A 15,852-nucleotide genomic window follows, 5' to 3' on the forward strand; every position below is an offset into this window, starting at 1 on the left:
TTGCATTCCCACGCAGAGCGTGGGAACGATCATCAAATGGCTTCGGGCTCGGCTTCCTTAACCTTAGCCACCCGCAACCCACGCATCTGCTCACACCCCCACAACACCCGCTCCGGGGTCGCGGGTGCATCGATTTTCGGCTGGTGCTGGTAATTTCCCAGGCTCGCCACGGCATCCTTGATGGCGCACCACGCGGCGATACCGAGCATGAACGGCGGTTCGCCCACGGCTTTGGAATGGAACACCGTGTCTTCCGGGTTCTTGCGGTTTTCCACCAGCTTGACCCGCAGATCCAACGGCATGTCGGCCACCGCCGGAATCTTGTAGCTGGCCGGGCCGCAGGTCTGTAGCTTGCCTTTGTCGTTCCATACCAGCTCTTCCATGGTCAGCCAGCCCATGCCCTGGATGAAACCGCCCTCGACCTGGCCGATGTCGATGGCCGGGTTCAGCGAGGCGCCGACGTCGTGGAGGATGTCGGTGCGCAGCATCTTGTATTCGCCGGTTAGGGTGTCGACGATCACCTCGGCGCACGCCGCGCCGTAGGCGTAGTAGTAGAACGGCCGGCCCCGGGCCTGGCTGCGGTCGTAATAGATTTTCGGGGTCTTGTAGAAACCGGTGCTCGACAGCGAGACCTGGGCGAAATACGCCTGCTGCACCAGCGCCTCGAACGTCAGGATGTGATCGCGCACCCGCACATGGCCGTTGTGGAACGCCACGTCTTCTTCGCTGACCTTGTACTGCCGCGCGGCGAACTCCACCAGGCGCTGCTTGATGGTTTCGGCGGCATTCTGCGCAGCCTTGCCATTGAGGTCGGCACCGCTGGAGGCAGCGGTGGGCGAGGTGTTCGGCACCTTGTCGGTGTTGGTCGCGGTGATCTGTACCCGGTCCATTTCCACCTGGAACACTTCGGCCACCACTTGCGCGACTTTGGTGTTCAAGCCCTGGCCCATTTCCGTACCGCCATGGTTCAGGTGGATGCTGCCGTCGGTATAGACATGAATCAGCGCCCCGGCCTGGTTGAGGAAGCTGGCGGTGAAGGAAATACCAAATTTCACCGGGGTCAGCGCCAGGCCTTTTTTCAGGATCGGGCTATTGGCGTTGTAGCGGCGGATCGCTTCGCGGCGCTCGGCATACTGGCTGCTTTGCTCGAGTTCGGCGGTCATCTCCTCGAGCATGTTGTGCTCGACGGTCTGGTAGTAGTGGGTGACGTTACGCTCGGTCTTGCCGTAGTAGTTGGCCTTGCGCACCGCCAGCGGATCCAGCCCCAGATGCCGGGCGATGGCGTCCATCACCTCTTCGATGGCGACCATGCCTTGCGGCCCGCCGAAGCCACGGTAAGCGGTGTTCGACGCGGTATTGGTCTTGCAACGATGGCCGTTGATGGTTGCATCGCCCAGGTAGTAGGCGTTGTCGGCATGGAACATCGCCCGGTCGACAATCGAGGCCGACAGGTCCGGCGAGCAACCGCAGTTGCCGGCCAGCTCCAGGGCAATACCGTGCAAACGCCCGGTGCTGTCGAAACCGACGTCGTATTCGATGTAGAAAGGGTGGCGCTTGCCGGTCATCAGCATGTCTTCGACCCGGGGCAGGCGCATCTTGGTCGGTTGGCCGGTGAGGTGGGCGATGACCGCGCACAGGCACGCCGGGCTGGCGGCCTGGGTTTCCTTGCCACCAAAGCCGCCGCCCATGCGGCGCATGTCCACCACGACTTTGTTCATCGAAACGTCCAGCACTTCGGCCACCAGTTTCTGCACTTCGGTGGGGTTCTGTGTGGAGCAGTAGACGATCATGCCGCCGTCTTCGGTGGGCATCACCGAGGAAATCTGGGTTTCCAGGTAAAAGTGTTCCTGGCCGCCAATGTGCAGCGAGCCCTGGATGCGGTGCTCGGCGCTGGCCAGTGCCGCCGCCGAATCTCCGCGCTGGTGGGTGTGGCTATCCAGCACGAAATGCCGCTTGCGCAGGGCCTCGACCACGTCCAGCACCGGTTCCAGATCTTCGTATTCGATGATGGCCGCCATCGCTGCCTTGCGCGCGGTTTCCAGGTCCCTGGCGGCAACGGCCAGCACCGGTTGGCCGACGAACTGCACGTCATCGATGGCCAATAACGGGTCACCGGGCAGCAGCGGGCCGATGTCCTTGAGACCCGGCACGTCTGCATGCGTGATGGCGATGCGCACGCCTTCGAAGGCGTAGCAAGGCGCGGTATCGATGCGCAAGATCCGGGCGTGGGCGCGGTCCGACAGGCGGGCGTAAACGTGCAACTGGTTCGGAAATTCCAGGCGATCGTCGATGTACTGGGCTTCGCCGGATACATGCTTGGCGGCGCTGTCATGCTTGACGCTGCGGCCCACGCCGGTGGTCAGGTCGCGGGCGAACAGTTCGGCCAGCTCGGCTTGAGTCTTCTCTACGGCGTGATGGTTAGACATAAGCGGTCACCCGAGTCTCGATGTGCGGCGTTTGCAGTTCGATGAAGTATTTGCGCAGCAGGTTGCGGGCGCTGAGCAGGCGGTATTCCTTGCTGGCGCGGAAGTCCGACAGCGGTGTGAAGTCCTCGGCCAGTGCGGCGCAGGCACGTTCGACGGTGTTGTCGTTCCACGCGGCACCGATCAACGCGGCTTCACAATGCTTGGCGCGCTTGGGCGTCGCGGCCATGCCACCGAAGGCCATCCGGGCGTCCTGGACCACGCCATGCTCGATACGCAGGTTGAACGCCGCGCATACGGCGGAAATGTCATCGTCCAGGCGCTTGGAGACCTTATAGGCGCGGAACGCCTGCTCGGCGCTGGCCCGGGGCACGATGATCTTCTCGATGAATTCGCTTTCCTGGCGGGCGGTCACCCGGTAATCGATGAAATAGTCTTCCAGCGCCAGGGTGCGACGGGTCTGGCCCTTGCACAAGACGATCTGCGCGCCGAGGGCGATCAGCAAGGGCGGCGAGTCGCCAATCGGCGAGGCGTTGCCGATGTTGCCGCCCAAGGTGCCCTGGTTGCGGATCTGCAACGAAGCGAAGCGCTGCAGCAGTTCGCCGAAGTCCGGGTATTCAGCCTGCAAGGCTTCGTAGCAGTCGGAGAGTGCGGTGGCGGCGCCAATCTCCAGGCGATCGGCGAAACGCTCGATACGCTTGAGCTCAGCGACGTTGCCCACGTAGATCATCACCGGCAGGGTGCGATGGAACTGGGTGACCTCCAGGGCCAGGTCCGTGCCACCGGCCAGCAGGCGCGCCTGGGGATACGCGTCATAAAGATCGGCCAGGTCGGCCACGGTCAACGGCACCAGGCAGCGTTTGTCGCCGCTGTTGAGTTCACCCGTGTCAGTCGGTGCGATGGCTTTGAGGCGAGTGATGGTCTCGGCTTCGCGGGCGTCGAACTGGTCCGCTTGCCTGGCGCAGCAGACCTGCTCGGCGGCCGCCAGAATCGGCCGGTAGCCGGTGCAGCGGCACAGATTGCCGGCCAAGGCTTCGTGGGCCTTATGGGCGTCGGGCTGTTCGCTGTTCTTTTGCAGGGCGAACAGGGACATCACGAAGCCCGGTGTGCAGAAGCCGCATTGCGAACCGTGGCAATCGACCATCGCCTGTTGGACGCTGTGCAACTGGCCCTGGTGCTTGAGGTCTTCGACGCTGATCAACTGCTTGCCGTGCAGGGACGAGACGAAGGTCAGGCACGAATTGAGGCTGCGATAACGAATGCGTTCACGGCCGTCCTCGTCGGTCTGCAACTCGCCCACCACCACGGTGCACGCACCACAGTCGCCGCTGGCGCAGCCTTCTTTGGTGCCGGATTTGCCGAGGTGTTCGCGCAAATAGTTGAGCACGGTCAGGTTCGGGTCCAGGGCGTGCTCGCTACGGAGTTCCTGGTTGAGTAAAAACTGGATCACGGAAGGCCTCGCAGACTCATTATTGTTGTATCGACTTGGGCTGAATTTAGCAGGTCTGACTTTGCGGTCAACGATTTTCTGACTTAAAGGTCAAGAAAATCCGCTTGGTCGATGAACAACGGTCTATAGACACTGTAGAACCCTGTGGGAGCCGAGCTTGCTCGCGATGACGGCGGTACATTCAGTATGGATGCATGCTGACAGACCGCTATCGCGAGTAAGCTCGGCTCCCACAGGTTCTTCCACAGATTCTGTTTCAGGATGAGGGCTCAAACTTTTTTGCTTGGATCGTGCCAAAAACCCGCTGCAGGCCCTGCGCCATGACGTATTGAGTGCGCTACACTGCGCCGCTTGTGCAAATCGAAGAGTTTGAAGGACAACCATGACGTTCAAGGCCCCGGACAGCCTCGCCGAGCAAATCGCCCATCACCTGGCCGAGCGCATCATTCGTGGTGAAATGAAGCCGGGCGAGCGCATCCAGGAGCAGAAGGTCACGCTGGCGCTCAACGTGAGTCGCGGTTCGGTCCGTGAGGCTTTGCTGATACTGGAGCGCCGGCATCTGATCGCGATCCTGCCGCGCCGTGGTGCACACGTCACCGAATTGAGCGAACACAAGGTGCGCAGCCTCTGTGCGCTGATGAGCGAGCTGTACATCCTGCTGGGCAATGCCGTGGCTCATGGCTGGCAGGAACAGGCCGACATGGCGCCGTTCATCGAGATCCAGCAGCGTCTTCAGGACGCCTTCGCGCGCCAGGACATCCGCACCTTCGTCGATGAAAGTTTCAGCGTGATGCGCGCCGCGTATCCCTTCGCCAACAACCCGTACTTGCAGGAAACCGTCGAGAACCTGCAACCGGCCATGAGCCGCGCCTACTTCCTGGCCCTGGAACAACGCAAGGCCGAGATGAGCGAATTCCTCGACCTGTTCCAGCGCTTGCTGACCGCCGTGCTGGCCCGTGATTTGCCGCAGATCCGCATCGTGCTGACGGCTTATGCCCAGCGCAGTTGCGATCTGGTGGTTTCTGCCCTGACGGCGGCCTGAACGTGCGGCTCAAATGCATCAAACTGGCGGGGTTCAAATCCTTCGTCGACCCGACCACGGTGAACTTCCCCAGTAACATGGCGGCGGTGGTCGGGCCCAACGGTTGCGGCAAGTCGAACATCATCGACGCCGTACGCTGGGTGATGGGCGAGAGCTCGGCCAAGAACCTGCGCGGCGAGTCGATGACCGACGTCATCTTCAACGGCTCCACCAGTCGCAAACCGGTGAGCCAGGCGAGCATCGAGCTGGTGTTCGACAATTCCGACGGCACCCTGATTGGCGAGTACGCGGCCTACGCGGAAATCTCCATTCGCCGCAAAGTGACCCGCGACAGCCAGAACAGTTATTTCCTCAACGGCGCCAAGTGCCGACGTCGCGATATCACCGATATTTTCCTCGGCACCGGCCTCGGCCCGCGCAGCTATTCGATCATCGAGCAGGGCATGATCTCCAAGCTGATCGAGGCCAAGCCCGAAGACCTGCGCAACTTCATCGAAGAAGCCGCCGGCATTTCCAAGTACAAGGAGCGGCGCCGCGAGACCGAAAACCGCATCCGTCGCACCCACGAAAACCTGGCCCGCCTGACCGACCTGCGCGAAGAACTCGAACGCCAGCTCGAGCGCTTGCACCGCCAGGCCGAAGCCGCCAAGAAATATCAGGAATACAAAGGCGAAGAACGTCAGCTCAAGGCCCAGCTTTCGGCCCTGCGCTGGCAGGCGCTGAACGAGCAGGTCGGCCAGCGCGAGGCGATCATTGGCAATCAGGAAGTCAGCTTCGAAGCCCTGGTGGCCGAGCAGCGCAATGCCGACGCCGCCATCGAGCGCCTGCGTGACGGCCACCACGACCTGTCCGAACGCTTCAACCTGGTGCAAGGGCGCTTCTATTCGGTGGGTGGCGACATCGCCCGGGTCGAGCAGAGCATCCAGCACGGTCAGCAACGGCTGCGCCAGCTGCAGGATGATTTGAAAGAGGCCGAGCGCGCGCGCCTGGAAACCGAATCCCACCTGGGCCACGACCGCACGTTGCTGCTGACCCTGGGCGAAGAACTGGACCGGCTCACGCCCGAGCAGGAACTCACCAGCGCCGCCGCCGAAGAGGCTGCCGCCGCCCTGGAAGAAGCCGAGCTGAGCATGCATGGCTGGCAAGAGCAGTGGGACAGTTTCAACCTGAGCTCTGCCGAGCCGCGGCGTCAGGCCGAAGTCCAGCAGTCGCGCATCCAGCAACTGGAAGCCAGCATGGAACGCCTAGCCGAGCGTCAGCGCCGTTTGGCCGAAGAGCGCGCCTTGCTCGCGGCGGACCCTGAAGACGCGGCGATTGTCGATCTGAGCGAACAACTGGCTGCCAGCGAAGCCACCCTTGAAGACTTGCAAGCCAGCGAAGATGCCCAGGTCGAACGGCTCGAGCAACTGCGCCAGGCCTTGCAACTGGCTCTGCAGAATCAGCAGCAGGCCCAGGGCGAATTGCAGCGCCTCAATGGCCGTCTGGCTTCGCTGGAGGCCTTGCAGCAAGCGGCGCTGGACCCCGGCACCGGCGCTGCCGAATGGCTGCGCGACCAGCATTTGGCCGAGCGTCCGCGACTGGCCGAAGGCCTGAAGGTCGATGCCGGTTGGGAGCTGGCGGTGGAAACCGTGCTGGGCGCCGATCTGCAAGCGGTGCTGGTGGATGACTTCGCAGGTTTCGATCTGTCGGGCTTCACTCAGGGCGATCTGCGCCTGCTCAGCCCGCCTGGCGATGGCGTGCGGATGCCGGGCAGCTTGCTGGATAAAGTCGAGGCCCAGGTCGACCTGTCTCCCTGGTTGGGGCAGGTGAAACCGGTGGACAGCCTTGAACAGGCCTTGGCCCTGCGCGGACAACTGGCGGCCGGGGAAAGCCTGATCAGCCGGGACGGCTATTGGGTCGGTCGGCATTTCCTGCGGGTGCGCCGGGCCAGCGAAGCCGAGAGCGGCATGCTTGCCCGGGGCCAGGAAATCCAGCGCCTGAGCGCTGAGCGTGAAGAACGCGAAGCGAGCGTCGAAGCCCTGGAAACCGAATTACAGAATCTGCGGGCGCAACAGCGTCAGCAGGAAAATGGTCGCGAACACTTGCGTCGGCTGTTGCAGGACGAAGCACGCCAGCAAGGCGAACTCAAAGCGCAGCTGTCCGCCGGCAAGGCCAAGGTTGAACAGCTGGCCTTGCGCCGCACGCGCCTTGAGGAAGAAATCGCCGAGCTGGGCGAACAACGGGCGCTGGAGCATGAGCAGATCGGTGAAGCGCGCCTGCAACTGCAGGAAGCCCTCGATGCCATGGCCGTGGACACCGAGCAGCGCGAGTTGCTGCTGGCTCAGCGCGACAGTCTGCGCGAACGCCTCGATCGGGTGCGCCAGGATGCCCGCCAGCATAAGGATCACGCCCATCAGTTGGCGGTGCGCCTGGGCTCGCTCAAGGCCCAGTACGATTCCACGCGCCAGGCGTTGGAGCGTCTGGAAATGCAGTCCGAACGCCTGACCGAAAAGCGCGAGCAATTGAGCCTGAACCTGGAGGAGGGCGAAGCGCCGCTGGAAGAGTTGCGCCTCAAACTCGAAGAGTTGCTCGACAAGCGCATGAGCGTTGATGAAGAACTCAAGACTGCGCAAATTGCCCTGGAAGATGCCGACCGCGAACTGCGCGACGCCGAAAAGCGTCGTAGCCAGGCCGAACAGCAATCCCAGCTGATCCGCAGCCAGATGGAACAGCAACGCATGGAATGGCAGGCCCTGACGGTGCGCCGCAAAGCCTTGCAGGACCAATTGCTGGAAGACGGCTACGACCTCGACGGCGTGCTCGCCACGTTGGTGGCCGGGGCCAACGAGAAAGACGCCGAAGAAGAGCTGGAACGCATCGCCGCGCGCATTCAGCGTCTGGGCGCTATCAACCTGGCGGCCATCGACGAGTACCAGCAGCAGTCCGAGCGCAAGCGCTATCTGGATGCCCAGAACGACGATCTGGTGGAAGCGTTGCAGACCCTGGAAAACGTCATCCGCAAGATCGACAAGGAAACCCGTAATCGCTTCAAGGATACCTTTGATCAGATCAACGGCGGTTTGCAGGCACTTTTCCCGAAAGTTTTCGGTGGCGGCAGCGCTTACTTGGAACTGACGGGCGAAGATTTACTCGATACAGGGGTGACCATCATGGCGCGTCCCCCGGGCAAGAAGAACAGCACCATCCATTTGCTCTCCGGGGGTGAAAAAGCGCTGACGGCATTGGCCCTGGTTTTTGCCATTTTCAAATTGAACCCGGCGCCGTTCTGCATGCTCGATGAGGTGGACGCGCCGCTGGACGACGCCAACGTGGGGCGTTATGCGCGGCTGGTAAAAGAGATGTCTGAGACTGTGCAGTTCATCTACATCACCCACAACAAGATCGCCATGGAAATGGCCGACCAGTTGATGGGCGTGACCATGCATGAGCCGGGTTGCTCGCGTCTGGTGGCCGTGGATGTGGAGGAGGCGATGGCGATGGTGGACGCGTGAAACACTGCTTGTAGGGCATCTATTTAGGATGCTGTAGGATTTTTTTGAGCCTTGGGCTTGTCGTTCAATTCACAGAATGGCGCAAGCCTACGCGACAGACGGTGTAAAGTTATCTTTGGTCGTGCTAGTTTAATGTCAATTTTTCGTATGCGTGGGCAAAACGCCATTCAGAACATAGAGTTGGCGCCACGTTTTAAAGCGGTTTGCACATAGCTAAGCCCCTTATTTTTCAGCATTTTTATAGAGGCACGGGATTACATGGAAATCGGTCTGCGCGAGTGGCTGATCGTCATCGGCATTATTGTCATTGCCGGTATTCTTTTCGACGGCTGGCGCCGCATGCGCGGCGGCAAGGGGAAACTCAAGTTTCGTCTCGACCGCAGCCTGTCGAACCTGCCGGATGACGATGGCAATGCCGAGCTGTTGGGCCCGCCCCGGGTGCTGGATACCCATAAGGAGCCGCAACTGGATGAGCATGACCTGCCGTCGATGAGCGCGCCAGTGCGCGAGCCACGGGAAACGGGTTCCAAGCGCGGCAAGCGCAACAGCGAACCGTCCCAGGGCGACCTGAACCTCAATCTTGACCTGGACGGCGGCCCGAGCTTCAGCAGCCGCGACGACGACTTCCCGGACGAGAACAAACCCGTGCGCGGCGACAAGGACCAGGCCCAGGCCGAGGAAGTGCTGGTGATCAGCGTGATCTGCCGCGATCCGGCCGGCTTCAAGGGCCCGGCGCTGTTGCAGAACATCCTGGAGAGCGGCCTGCGTTTTGGCGAGATGGACATTTTCCACCGCCATGAAAGCATGGCCGGCAACGGCGAGGTGCTGTTCTCCATGGCCAACGCGGTCAAGCCAGGCGTGTTCGACCTGGACGACATCGACCATTTCAGCACCCCGGCGGTGAGCTTCTTCCTCGGCCTGCCCGGCCCGCGTCATCCCAAGCAGGCCTTTGACGTGATGGTGGCCGCGGCGCGCAAGCTGTCCCAGGAACTCAACGGTGAGCTGAAGGACGACCAGCGCAGCGTGCTGACCGCCCAGACCATCGAACACTACCGCCAGCGCATCGTCGAATTCGAACGCCGGGCGCTGACCCAGAAGCGCTAAAGTCGGCAGAATTTTTCTGGCTGAAGGGCTTTTGTGGCGAGGGGATTTATCCCCGCTGGGCTGCGCAGCAGCCCTAAATCCTGGCGCCTTGGCCTTATCAGCTAGTTGAGTCGTTAGCTTTGGGACTGCTTCGCAGCCCAGCGGGGATAAATCCCCTCGCCACAGGTTGTATGTTCGGCGGGCTCAGGTCCGACTGCCGATGATTTCAAAAAATTGAGCAGCCTAGGCTGCTCTTTTGCTTTATGAGAGAACATCCATGACTGCCGTCCAAACCCGCATCCAACAGTTGCGTACCGAGCTGGATCAGCACAACTACCGCTACCACGTCCTCGACGAACCGAGCATCCCGGACGCCGAGTACGACCGCCTGTTCCATGAGCTCAAGGCCCTGGAAGAGCAGCATCCGGAGCTGGTGACCAGCGACTCCCCGACCCAGCGTGTCGGCAGTGTTGCACTGTCGGCCTTCAGCCAGGTCCGCCACGAAATCCCGATGCTCAGCCTGGGCAATGCCTTCGACGAAACCACCATGCGTGAATTCGACCGCCGGGTGACCGAAGGCCTCGACCTGCCCATGGGCGACTTGCTGGGCGGTGGCGCGGCGGTGGAGTACAGCTGTGAGCCGAAGCTCGACGGCCTGGCGGTCAGCCTGCTGTACCAGGACGGCCTGCTGGTGCGCGGCGCCACGCGCGGCGACGGCACCACCGGCGAAGACATCAGCGTTAACGTGCGCACGGTGCGCAACATCCCCCTCAAGTTGCAGGGCAGTGGCTGGCCGCCGGTGCTGGAAGTGCGCGGCGAGGTATACATGTCCAAGGCCGGCTTCGAGCGTCTCAACGCCACGCAACTGGAGGCGGGCGGTAAGACCTTCGCCAACCCGCGCAACGCGGCCGCGGGCAGCCTGCGCCAGCTGGATTCGAAGATCACCGCCAATCGTCCGCTGGAATTCTGCTGTTACGGCATCGGCCAGGTGACGGCGGACATTGCCGACACCCACATCGGCAATCTCAAGCAGCTCAAGGCCTGGGGCTTGCCCATCAGTCGCGAACTGAAACTGGCCCACGGCATCGACGAGTGCCTGGACTACTACCGTGACATCGGCGAGCGGCGTAACGCGCTGCCATACGAAATCGATGGCGTGGTGTTCAAGGTCAACAGCATCGCCTCCCAGCGCGAACTGGGTTTCCGCGCCCGGGAACCGCGCTGGGCCATCGCCCATAAATTCCCGGCCAGCGAAGAACTCACCGAACTGTTGGACGTCGAGTTCCAGGTCGGCCGCACCGGCGCCGTGACACCCGTGGCGCGACTCAAGCCGGTCAAGGTAGCCGGTGTGACCGTAGCCAACGCCACGCTGCACAACATGGACGAAGTGGCGCGCCTGGGCCTGATGATCGGCGACACGGTGATTATCCGCCGCGCCGGTGACGTGATCCCGCAAGTGGTGCAAGTGGTCACCGAGCGTCGCCCGGAAAACGCCCGTCCCGTTGAAATCCCGCAACAGTGCCCGGTGTGTGGCTCCCATGTGGAGCGTACGCAGTTGGTCAAGCGCAGCAAGGGTCGTGAAACCATCAGCGAAGGCGCGGTGTACCGCTGCGTTGGTCGTCTGGCCTGTGGTGCGCAGCTCAAGCAGGCAATCATTCATTTCGTGTCGCGCCGGGCCATGGACATCGAAGGCCTGGGCGAGAAGAGTGTCGAGCAGTTGGTGGACGAAGGGCTGGTGGGCTCGCCTGCCGATCTGTATGCCCTGACCTTCGAGCAAGTGGTCGACTTGGAAGGCTTCGCCGAACTGTCGAGCAAGAACCTGTTGGCGGCCATCGTCGACAGCAAGAAGCCGAGCCTGGCGCGCTTCATCTACGCCCTCGGCATCCCCGACGTGGGCGAGGAAACCGCCAAGGTCCTGGCCCGCTCCCTCGGTTCACTGGAGCGTGTGCAGGCGGCCTTGCCGCAAGTGCTCACGTACTTGCCGGACGTCGGCCTGGAAGTGGCCCACGAGATCCACAGCTTCTTCGAAGACTCGCACAACCGCCAGGTGATCGAGGGCTTGCTGCGCCATGGCCTGGATATCCAGGACCAGGGCGAACTGGGCGCCGAGTTCTCCGCCAGCACCACCCTGGGCGGTTTCCTGGACAAGCTGAACATTCCTTCGGTCGGGCCTGGCGGGGCACAGAAACTGGCGGACAAGTTCGGCTCGCTCGAAGCGGTGATGAATGCCGACTGGCTGGACATGCGCCAGGCCCTGCCGGAAAAACAGGCCAACGCCGTGCGCGAGTTCTTCGCCATCGCCGCCAACCGCCAACAGGCCGAAGCCGCCGAGAAGCAACTACAGGCCTTCGGCATGCACTGGCAGAGCGAGAAAAAAGTCGTCGAAGGTTTGCCCGAAGCCGGGCACACCTGGGTGCTGACCGGATCGCTGGAGTTGATGAGTCGCGATGTCGCCAAGGACAAACTGGAAAGCCTGGGGGCCAAGGTGGCCGGTTCCGTGTCGGCGAAAACCCATTGCGTCGTCGCCGGGCCTGGGGCCGGGTCGAAACTGACCAAGGCCAATGAGCTGGGGCTCAAGGTGCTGGATGAAGAAGCGTTTGTGGCGTTCTTGAGTCAGCACGGCATTACGGTTTAGTCATGTCGCCAGGAAACTCGGACCCATTGTGGCGAGGGGATTTATCCCCGCTAGGCTGCGCAGCAGCCCTAAAATCTGCCATCTCGGTCTGTCTGGCTGATTGAGTCGACAGGATTGGGGCCGCTGCGCGGCCCAGCGGGGATAAATCCCCTCGCCACAGGGTTATGTGGCGAGTCGGCTAGCGCGGGTCGACGTTATCCAGCGCCCGATTCGCCAGCAACCCTCCCAGCTCGATCAACTGCTGAATACCCAGCGCAACATGCCGCCGCGAACCCTCCAGCTCGAACGCCAGATCGCTGATCATGGCATCGGCTGAAGCCAGGGTTTCACTGAGGTTGGCGAGCAGGCATTCGGTGTCGATGCCGTTGATCACGGTGAAGAGCTGAGCGGGTGCGGGATCAGCTTCCGGCGTTTCCGGTTTTGGCTTCAGGTAGAAGTCGAGGGCGCGCTCGGCGGCTTCGTCGAGTTTTTTAGCGGCGGCGGTTTTGTGCGGGGATGTTGGATCGGTGTCCGGTGGGTTGGGGGTTGCTTTGAACATGGTGACGCTCCTATGGGATGGAGCCACCAAGGCCTGTCGCTAAACAGAAATGGTGGCGGCTGCACGCAGGTTAGCGAACCGGTCATAGGCACCCGGCAGACTCGAAGGTCTCCCACATACAGCCGCCATAACGTCATTGCAGTTAGACCTGCAACGAAGCATGGGCCGCTTATGCACCTAGAATGATCCGGGTCGCTAAACCCGATCGCTGATTCGTCAGCGACCCGGAAACGATAAAGTCCGGCCCATAGGCGCACAAGCCGGCGGATTCTGGCGCAGTTGTAGGCAATGGCGCAAGGCGGGGTAGCCCGGCCCGGCAGCGTCCTACACAATGCTCACAATCTTCGGATGATTCGCACGCTCCTGGGAACGATCACGCACAGGAGGGGATCTAGTCTTGCAGGCCCCCGGAGATCACCATGTACCGCTTCTTCGAGCAACTGAGTTCACGCATCGCCGCGCCCTTTACGGGCGATCGCTCGCGTAACAGCAAGATCTGGCCGTGTCGCTGCGGCCAGTCGCTGTTTTTTCGCAACAGCCAGTGCCTGGCCTGCCAGGCGGTGTTGGGCTATCAGCCCGAGCAAAGCCGTTTGTCGTCCCTGCAACCCGGCGAGCAGCCTGGCACCTGGACCCTGGATGCCGACCCACAAGCCGGGTTGTTTCGCCGTTGCGCCAACCTCGACACGCCGGCGGCCTGCAATTGGCTGCTGCCGGCCAATGGGCACGACACCTTGTGCATCGCCTGCAGCTTGAATCGCACCATTCCCGACCTGTCGATCCCGGAAAACCCCGAACGCTGGTGCAAGGTCGAAACCGCCAAGCGGCGGCTGGTGGCGCAATTGATCACCCTCGGTTTGCCTGTCATCCCAAAAACCGTCAGTGAAAGTGAGGGGCTGGCCTTCGATTTCATCGGCGTCGACCTCGATGGCACGCCTCCGACCACCGGCCACGCCAGCGGGTTGGTCACGCTTGACATCAAAGAGGCCGACGATGCCCACCGCGAGCATGTGCGCCAGCAGATGCGCGAGCCGTATCGCACTTTGCTCGGGCACTTTCGTCATGAGGTGGGGCACTACTACTGGGACCGGTTGATCGCCAACAGCCATTGGCTCGATGCATTTCGCGAGCAGTTTGGTGACGAGCGGGCCAGCTATTGCGATGCCCTGGAACGTCACTATCAGCAAGGCGCGCCGCTGGACTGGCAAACCCACTACGTCAGCGCCTACGCCACCATGCATCCTTGGGAAGACTGGGCGGAAACCTGGGCGCATTACCTGCATATGATGGACGCGGTGGACACGGCCCTGGGTTTTGGCATGAGCGCCGGGGAAATGGATTTCGACTACCAGCCGTTCCCGCCCGAGACCTTGTTCGACCCTGAACATACGGGGGGCGTGGCCTTTCTTTCGTTCGTCAACGCCTGGATCGAACTGGCCGGCATGCTCAACGAACTGTCGCGCAGCATGGGCCAACCGGATTTCTACCCGTTCGTCGTACCCGCCGCGGTGATCACCAAGCTGCATTTCATCCATCTGGTGATTCAGGAGGAGGGCGGCCGGGCTGACGAGGTGCTGCTGTAACCGCCGACTTGTGGGAGCAAGCTTTGTTCTCACAGGCAAGTGCTTGAACATCTTCAGTTTTTTAATCCGGCGCGAACGGTTGTAACTTCTCGTCAGATAGGTACAATGGCGCGGCTCGCCGTCAGGCGGGCGTCGTTATGGTGACCCCATCGGTCCCCCCGCAACGATTACCCGTGAACCTGGTCAGATCCGGAAGGAAGCAGCCACAGCGGGAACATTGTGTGCCGGGGTGTGGCTGGTGGGGTTGCCTCCATAACGCCCAGGCCTTCGTTCGCAAGGTTTGTCGAATTTTCTTATCTACTTTGTTTGTTGATCGATTACCGGTCGATATTTTCTGCTGCCTGATGGAAAGCAAAGAGCTCCAGTGCGTTGCTGCGCAGTGGGGCTTTTTGACTGGAGGGGGCAAAGGATTTGCGTACGGGCCTTTGCAGTGCTCATTCTCGATATCGCACCAATAGTATGATAATTTTGCGTGAGTCGATCATTTTCCCGGAGGCTCATCATGGGTACCGTTCGAAAAACCATCACCGTCACCGACCAACAAGACGGCTGGATCAAGGCTCAGATCGAAGCGGGTCACTACACCAATGATAGCGAATACATTCGCGATCTGATTCGGCGCGAGCAGGAGCGTAGCGCTGAACTTGAGGCTATCCGGTCCGCCCTGAAAGAGGGTGAATCCAGTGGAAAACCTCAACCATTCGATCCCGATGCGTTCAAGAAGAGAATGCTGACAGCGCATGGCTGAATACCGCCTTACACCTGCCGCCGAGCGTGATCTTGAAATTGTCTGGACCTATACCGCCCAACGATGGGGCGTGGCGCAGGCCAATCGATACGTTGATACCATCATTGCGGCGTTTTCTGAACTGGTGCAGCAGCCTAAGATAGCTCCAGCCTGTGACCATGTTCGAACTGGTTATCGCCGACGTAGTGTCGAACGACACATGATTTACTTTCGGATCACGGCTTATGGGATTGCGGTGATTCGTGTCTTGCATGATCGGATGGATACACTTCGGAATTTGTGACAGTAGCCTTTCAATAGAGCCGGACAGCGAACAAGCAAAAAAGCCAAAGAGGAACCCGATCCGTCGCACACCGACAGCCCGGACTCCTCTTTTTTCATGTCTGCTTCAAGGCTTCGACAGTGCCTGGTCTACCGCCGCAATCAGCTTCCCCAGATCCTTTGCGGTGGCTCTGTGTATGACACCAAACAGGTACGCTCGCTGTTCGTCCTCATCGTCCATGTCGGCAAAAAATGCTTTGAGCTGCACATCCAGTTTGTCGGCAAGCAAGACCAAGGCTTCCATGCTCGGGGTGTAGGTGCCGGTTTCGAAGCGGCTGATGGTTTTGGGGTCAAAACCGGTTTTTTCGCCAAGTTCAGCCTGAGTAAGCCCCGCTACTTTGCGATAGCGTCTGATGGCCGGACCCAAACTTGAAATTTGCATCGCTTAATTCCCATTTAGAATCAAGAACTTAACGATAGATTTTTGCATTAGGCAACCGCATGATCCATCACCTTGCTTTGCAAAATGTGATGTGTTTCGTAGAATCGGCCTTTGGCACGGGCATTTGGTGACCTGCTTCAGAAGCCTGGATGTGCGAAA

Annotated in this window: 11 protein-coding genes and 1 other RNA gene; 8 read left to right on the top strand and 4 right to left on the bottom strand. The window is 61.0% G+C overall.

Features of this window, described 5'->3' with window-relative positions; genetic code table 11:
* Positions 1 to 32 precede the first annotated feature (32 nt).
* Entirely contained in the window at positions 33 to 2,426 is a 2,394-nt protein-coding gene (gene xdhB / locus AC3I65_RS08420) for a xanthine dehydrogenase molybdopterin binding subunit (RefSeq protein WP_419417326.1), read from the bottom strand.
* Positions 2,419 to 3,873, bottom strand: coding sequence for a xanthine dehydrogenase small subunit (xdhA, locus tag AC3I65_RS08425; RefSeq protein ID WP_173407155.1), 1,455 nt, complete (start codon positions 3,871 to 3,873; stop codon positions 2,419 to 2,421). Before xdhA ends, xdhB begins: the two co-directional genes overlap by 8 nt.
* 382 nt (positions 3,874 to 4,255) lie before the next feature.
* Here xdhA and AC3I65_RS08430 point away from each other — a divergent pair, with 382 nt between their 5' ends.
* From AC3I65_RS08430 to ligA, 4 genes are all read left to right on the top strand, one after another.
* Positions 4,256 to 4,915 (top strand): GntR family transcriptional regulator, encoded by a 660-nt coding sequence (locus AC3I65_RS08430; RefSeq protein ID WP_047227164.1) that lies wholly within the window; start codon positions 4,256 to 4,258, stop codon positions 4,913 to 4,915.
* A gap of 2 nt (positions 4,916 to 4,917) precedes the next feature.
* Complete coding sequence (gene smc, locus AC3I65_RS08435) at positions 4,918 to 8,406, top strand: chromosome segregation protein SMC (RefSeq protein ID WP_047227165.1); 3,489 nt, start codon at positions 4,918 to 4,920, stop codon at positions 8,404 to 8,406.
* Positions 8,407 to 8,664: 258 nt separating this feature from the next.
* Positions 8,665 to 9,510, top strand: coding sequence for a cell division protein ZipA (gene zipA / locus AC3I65_RS08440; RefSeq protein WP_047227166.1), 846 nt, complete (start codon positions 8,665 to 8,667; stop codon positions 9,508 to 9,510).
* 256 nt (positions 9,511 to 9,766) lie between these two features.
* Positions 9,767 to 12,124, top strand: coding sequence for an NAD-dependent DNA ligase LigA (gene ligA, locus AC3I65_RS08445; protein ID WP_076385642.1), 2,358 nt, complete (start codon positions 9,767 to 9,769; stop codon positions 12,122 to 12,124).
* 178 nt (positions 12,125 to 12,302) lie between these two features.
* Here the strand turns inward: ligA and AC3I65_RS08450 are convergent, their stop codons facing one another.
* Positions 12,303 to 12,662: a DUF6124 family protein gene (locus AC3I65_RS08450; protein WP_160891993.1), complete on the bottom strand. Its 360-nt coding sequence runs from the start codon at positions 12,660 to 12,662 to the stop codon at positions 12,303 to 12,305.
* Between the two features lie 419 nt (positions 12,663 to 13,081).
* Between AC3I65_RS08450 and AC3I65_RS08455 the strand changes: the two genes are divergently transcribed.
* The 4 genes from AC3I65_RS08455 (at position 13,082) to AC3I65_RS08470 (ending at position 15,273) form a co-directional block, all read left to right on the top strand.
* Complete coding sequence (locus tag AC3I65_RS08455; RefSeq protein ID WP_047227169.1) at positions 13,082 to 14,242, top strand: zinc-binding metallopeptidase family protein; 1,161 nt, start codon at positions 13,082 to 13,084, stop codon at positions 14,240 to 14,242.
* A 147-nt stretch (positions 14,243 to 14,389) separates the two neighbouring features.
* Positions 14,390 to 14,486: signal recognition particle sRNA small type (ffs, locus tag AC3I65_RS08460), an RNA gene on the top strand.
* Between the two features lie 258 nt (positions 14,487 to 14,744).
* Positions 14,745 to 14,990, top strand: a complete 246-nt coding sequence (locus tag AC3I65_RS08465) for a type II toxin-antitoxin system ParD family antitoxin (RefSeq protein ID WP_047227170.1) — start codon at positions 14,745 to 14,747, stop codon at positions 14,988 to 14,990.
* Positions 14,983 to 15,273 (top strand): type II toxin-antitoxin system RelE/ParE family toxin, encoded by a 291-nt coding sequence (locus AC3I65_RS08470; protein ID WP_488523624.1) that lies wholly within the window; start codon positions 14,983 to 14,985, stop codon positions 15,271 to 15,273. The genes AC3I65_RS08465 and AC3I65_RS08470 overlap by 8 nt, the downstream gene beginning before the upstream one ends.
* A 105-nt stretch (positions 15,274 to 15,378) precedes the next feature.
* On the opposite strand, the gene AC3I65_RS08475 is transcribed toward AC3I65_RS08470, so the two are convergent.
* Positions 15,379 to 15,693 carry a helix-turn-helix domain-containing protein gene (locus tag AC3I65_RS08475; RefSeq protein WP_047227171.1) on the bottom strand — a complete coding sequence of 105 codons (315 nt, stop codon included), beginning with the start codon at positions 15,691 to 15,693 and terminating at the stop codon, positions 15,379 to 15,381.
* Between the last annotated feature and the right edge of the window lie 159 nt (positions 15,694 to 15,852).

Source organism: Pseudomonas sp. N-1-13, from assembly GCF_057787095.1.

Excerpts from the sequence above, each read along its gene's own strand:
- xdhB (WP_419417326.1), bottom strand. The coding sequence starts at position 2,426 with ATGTCTAACCATCACGCCGTAGAGAAGACTCAAGCCGAGCTGGCCGAA.
- AC3I65_RS08430 (WP_047227164.1), top strand. The coding sequence starts at position 4,256 with ATGACGTTCAAGGCCCCGGACAGCCTCGCCGAGCAAATCGCCCATCAC.
- zipA (WP_047227166.1), top strand. The coding sequence starts at position 8,665 with ATGGAAATCGGTCTGCGCGAGTGGCTGATCGTCATCGGCATTATTGTC.
- ligA (WP_076385642.1), top strand. The coding sequence starts at position 9,767 with ATGACTGCCGTCCAAACCCGCATCCAACAGTTGCGTACCGAGCTGGAT.
- AC3I65_RS08450 (WP_160891993.1), bottom strand. The coding sequence starts at position 12,662 with ATGTTCAAAGCAACCCCCAACCCACCGGACACCGATCCAACATCCCCG.
- AC3I65_RS08455 (WP_047227169.1), top strand. The coding sequence starts at position 13,082 with ATGTACCGCTTCTTCGAGCAACTGAGTTCACGCATCGCCGCGCCCTTT.
- AC3I65_RS08465 (WP_047227170.1), top strand. The coding sequence starts at position 14,745 with ATGGGTACCGTTCGAAAAACCATCACCGTCACCGACCAACAAGACGGC.
- AC3I65_RS08470 (WP_488523624.1), top strand. The coding sequence starts at position 14,983 with ATGGCTGAATACCGCCTTACACCTGCCGCCGAGCGTGATCTTGAAATT.
- AC3I65_RS08475 (WP_047227171.1), bottom strand. The coding sequence starts at position 15,693 with ATGCAAATTTCAAGTTTGGGTCCGGCCATCAGACGCTATCGCAAAGTA.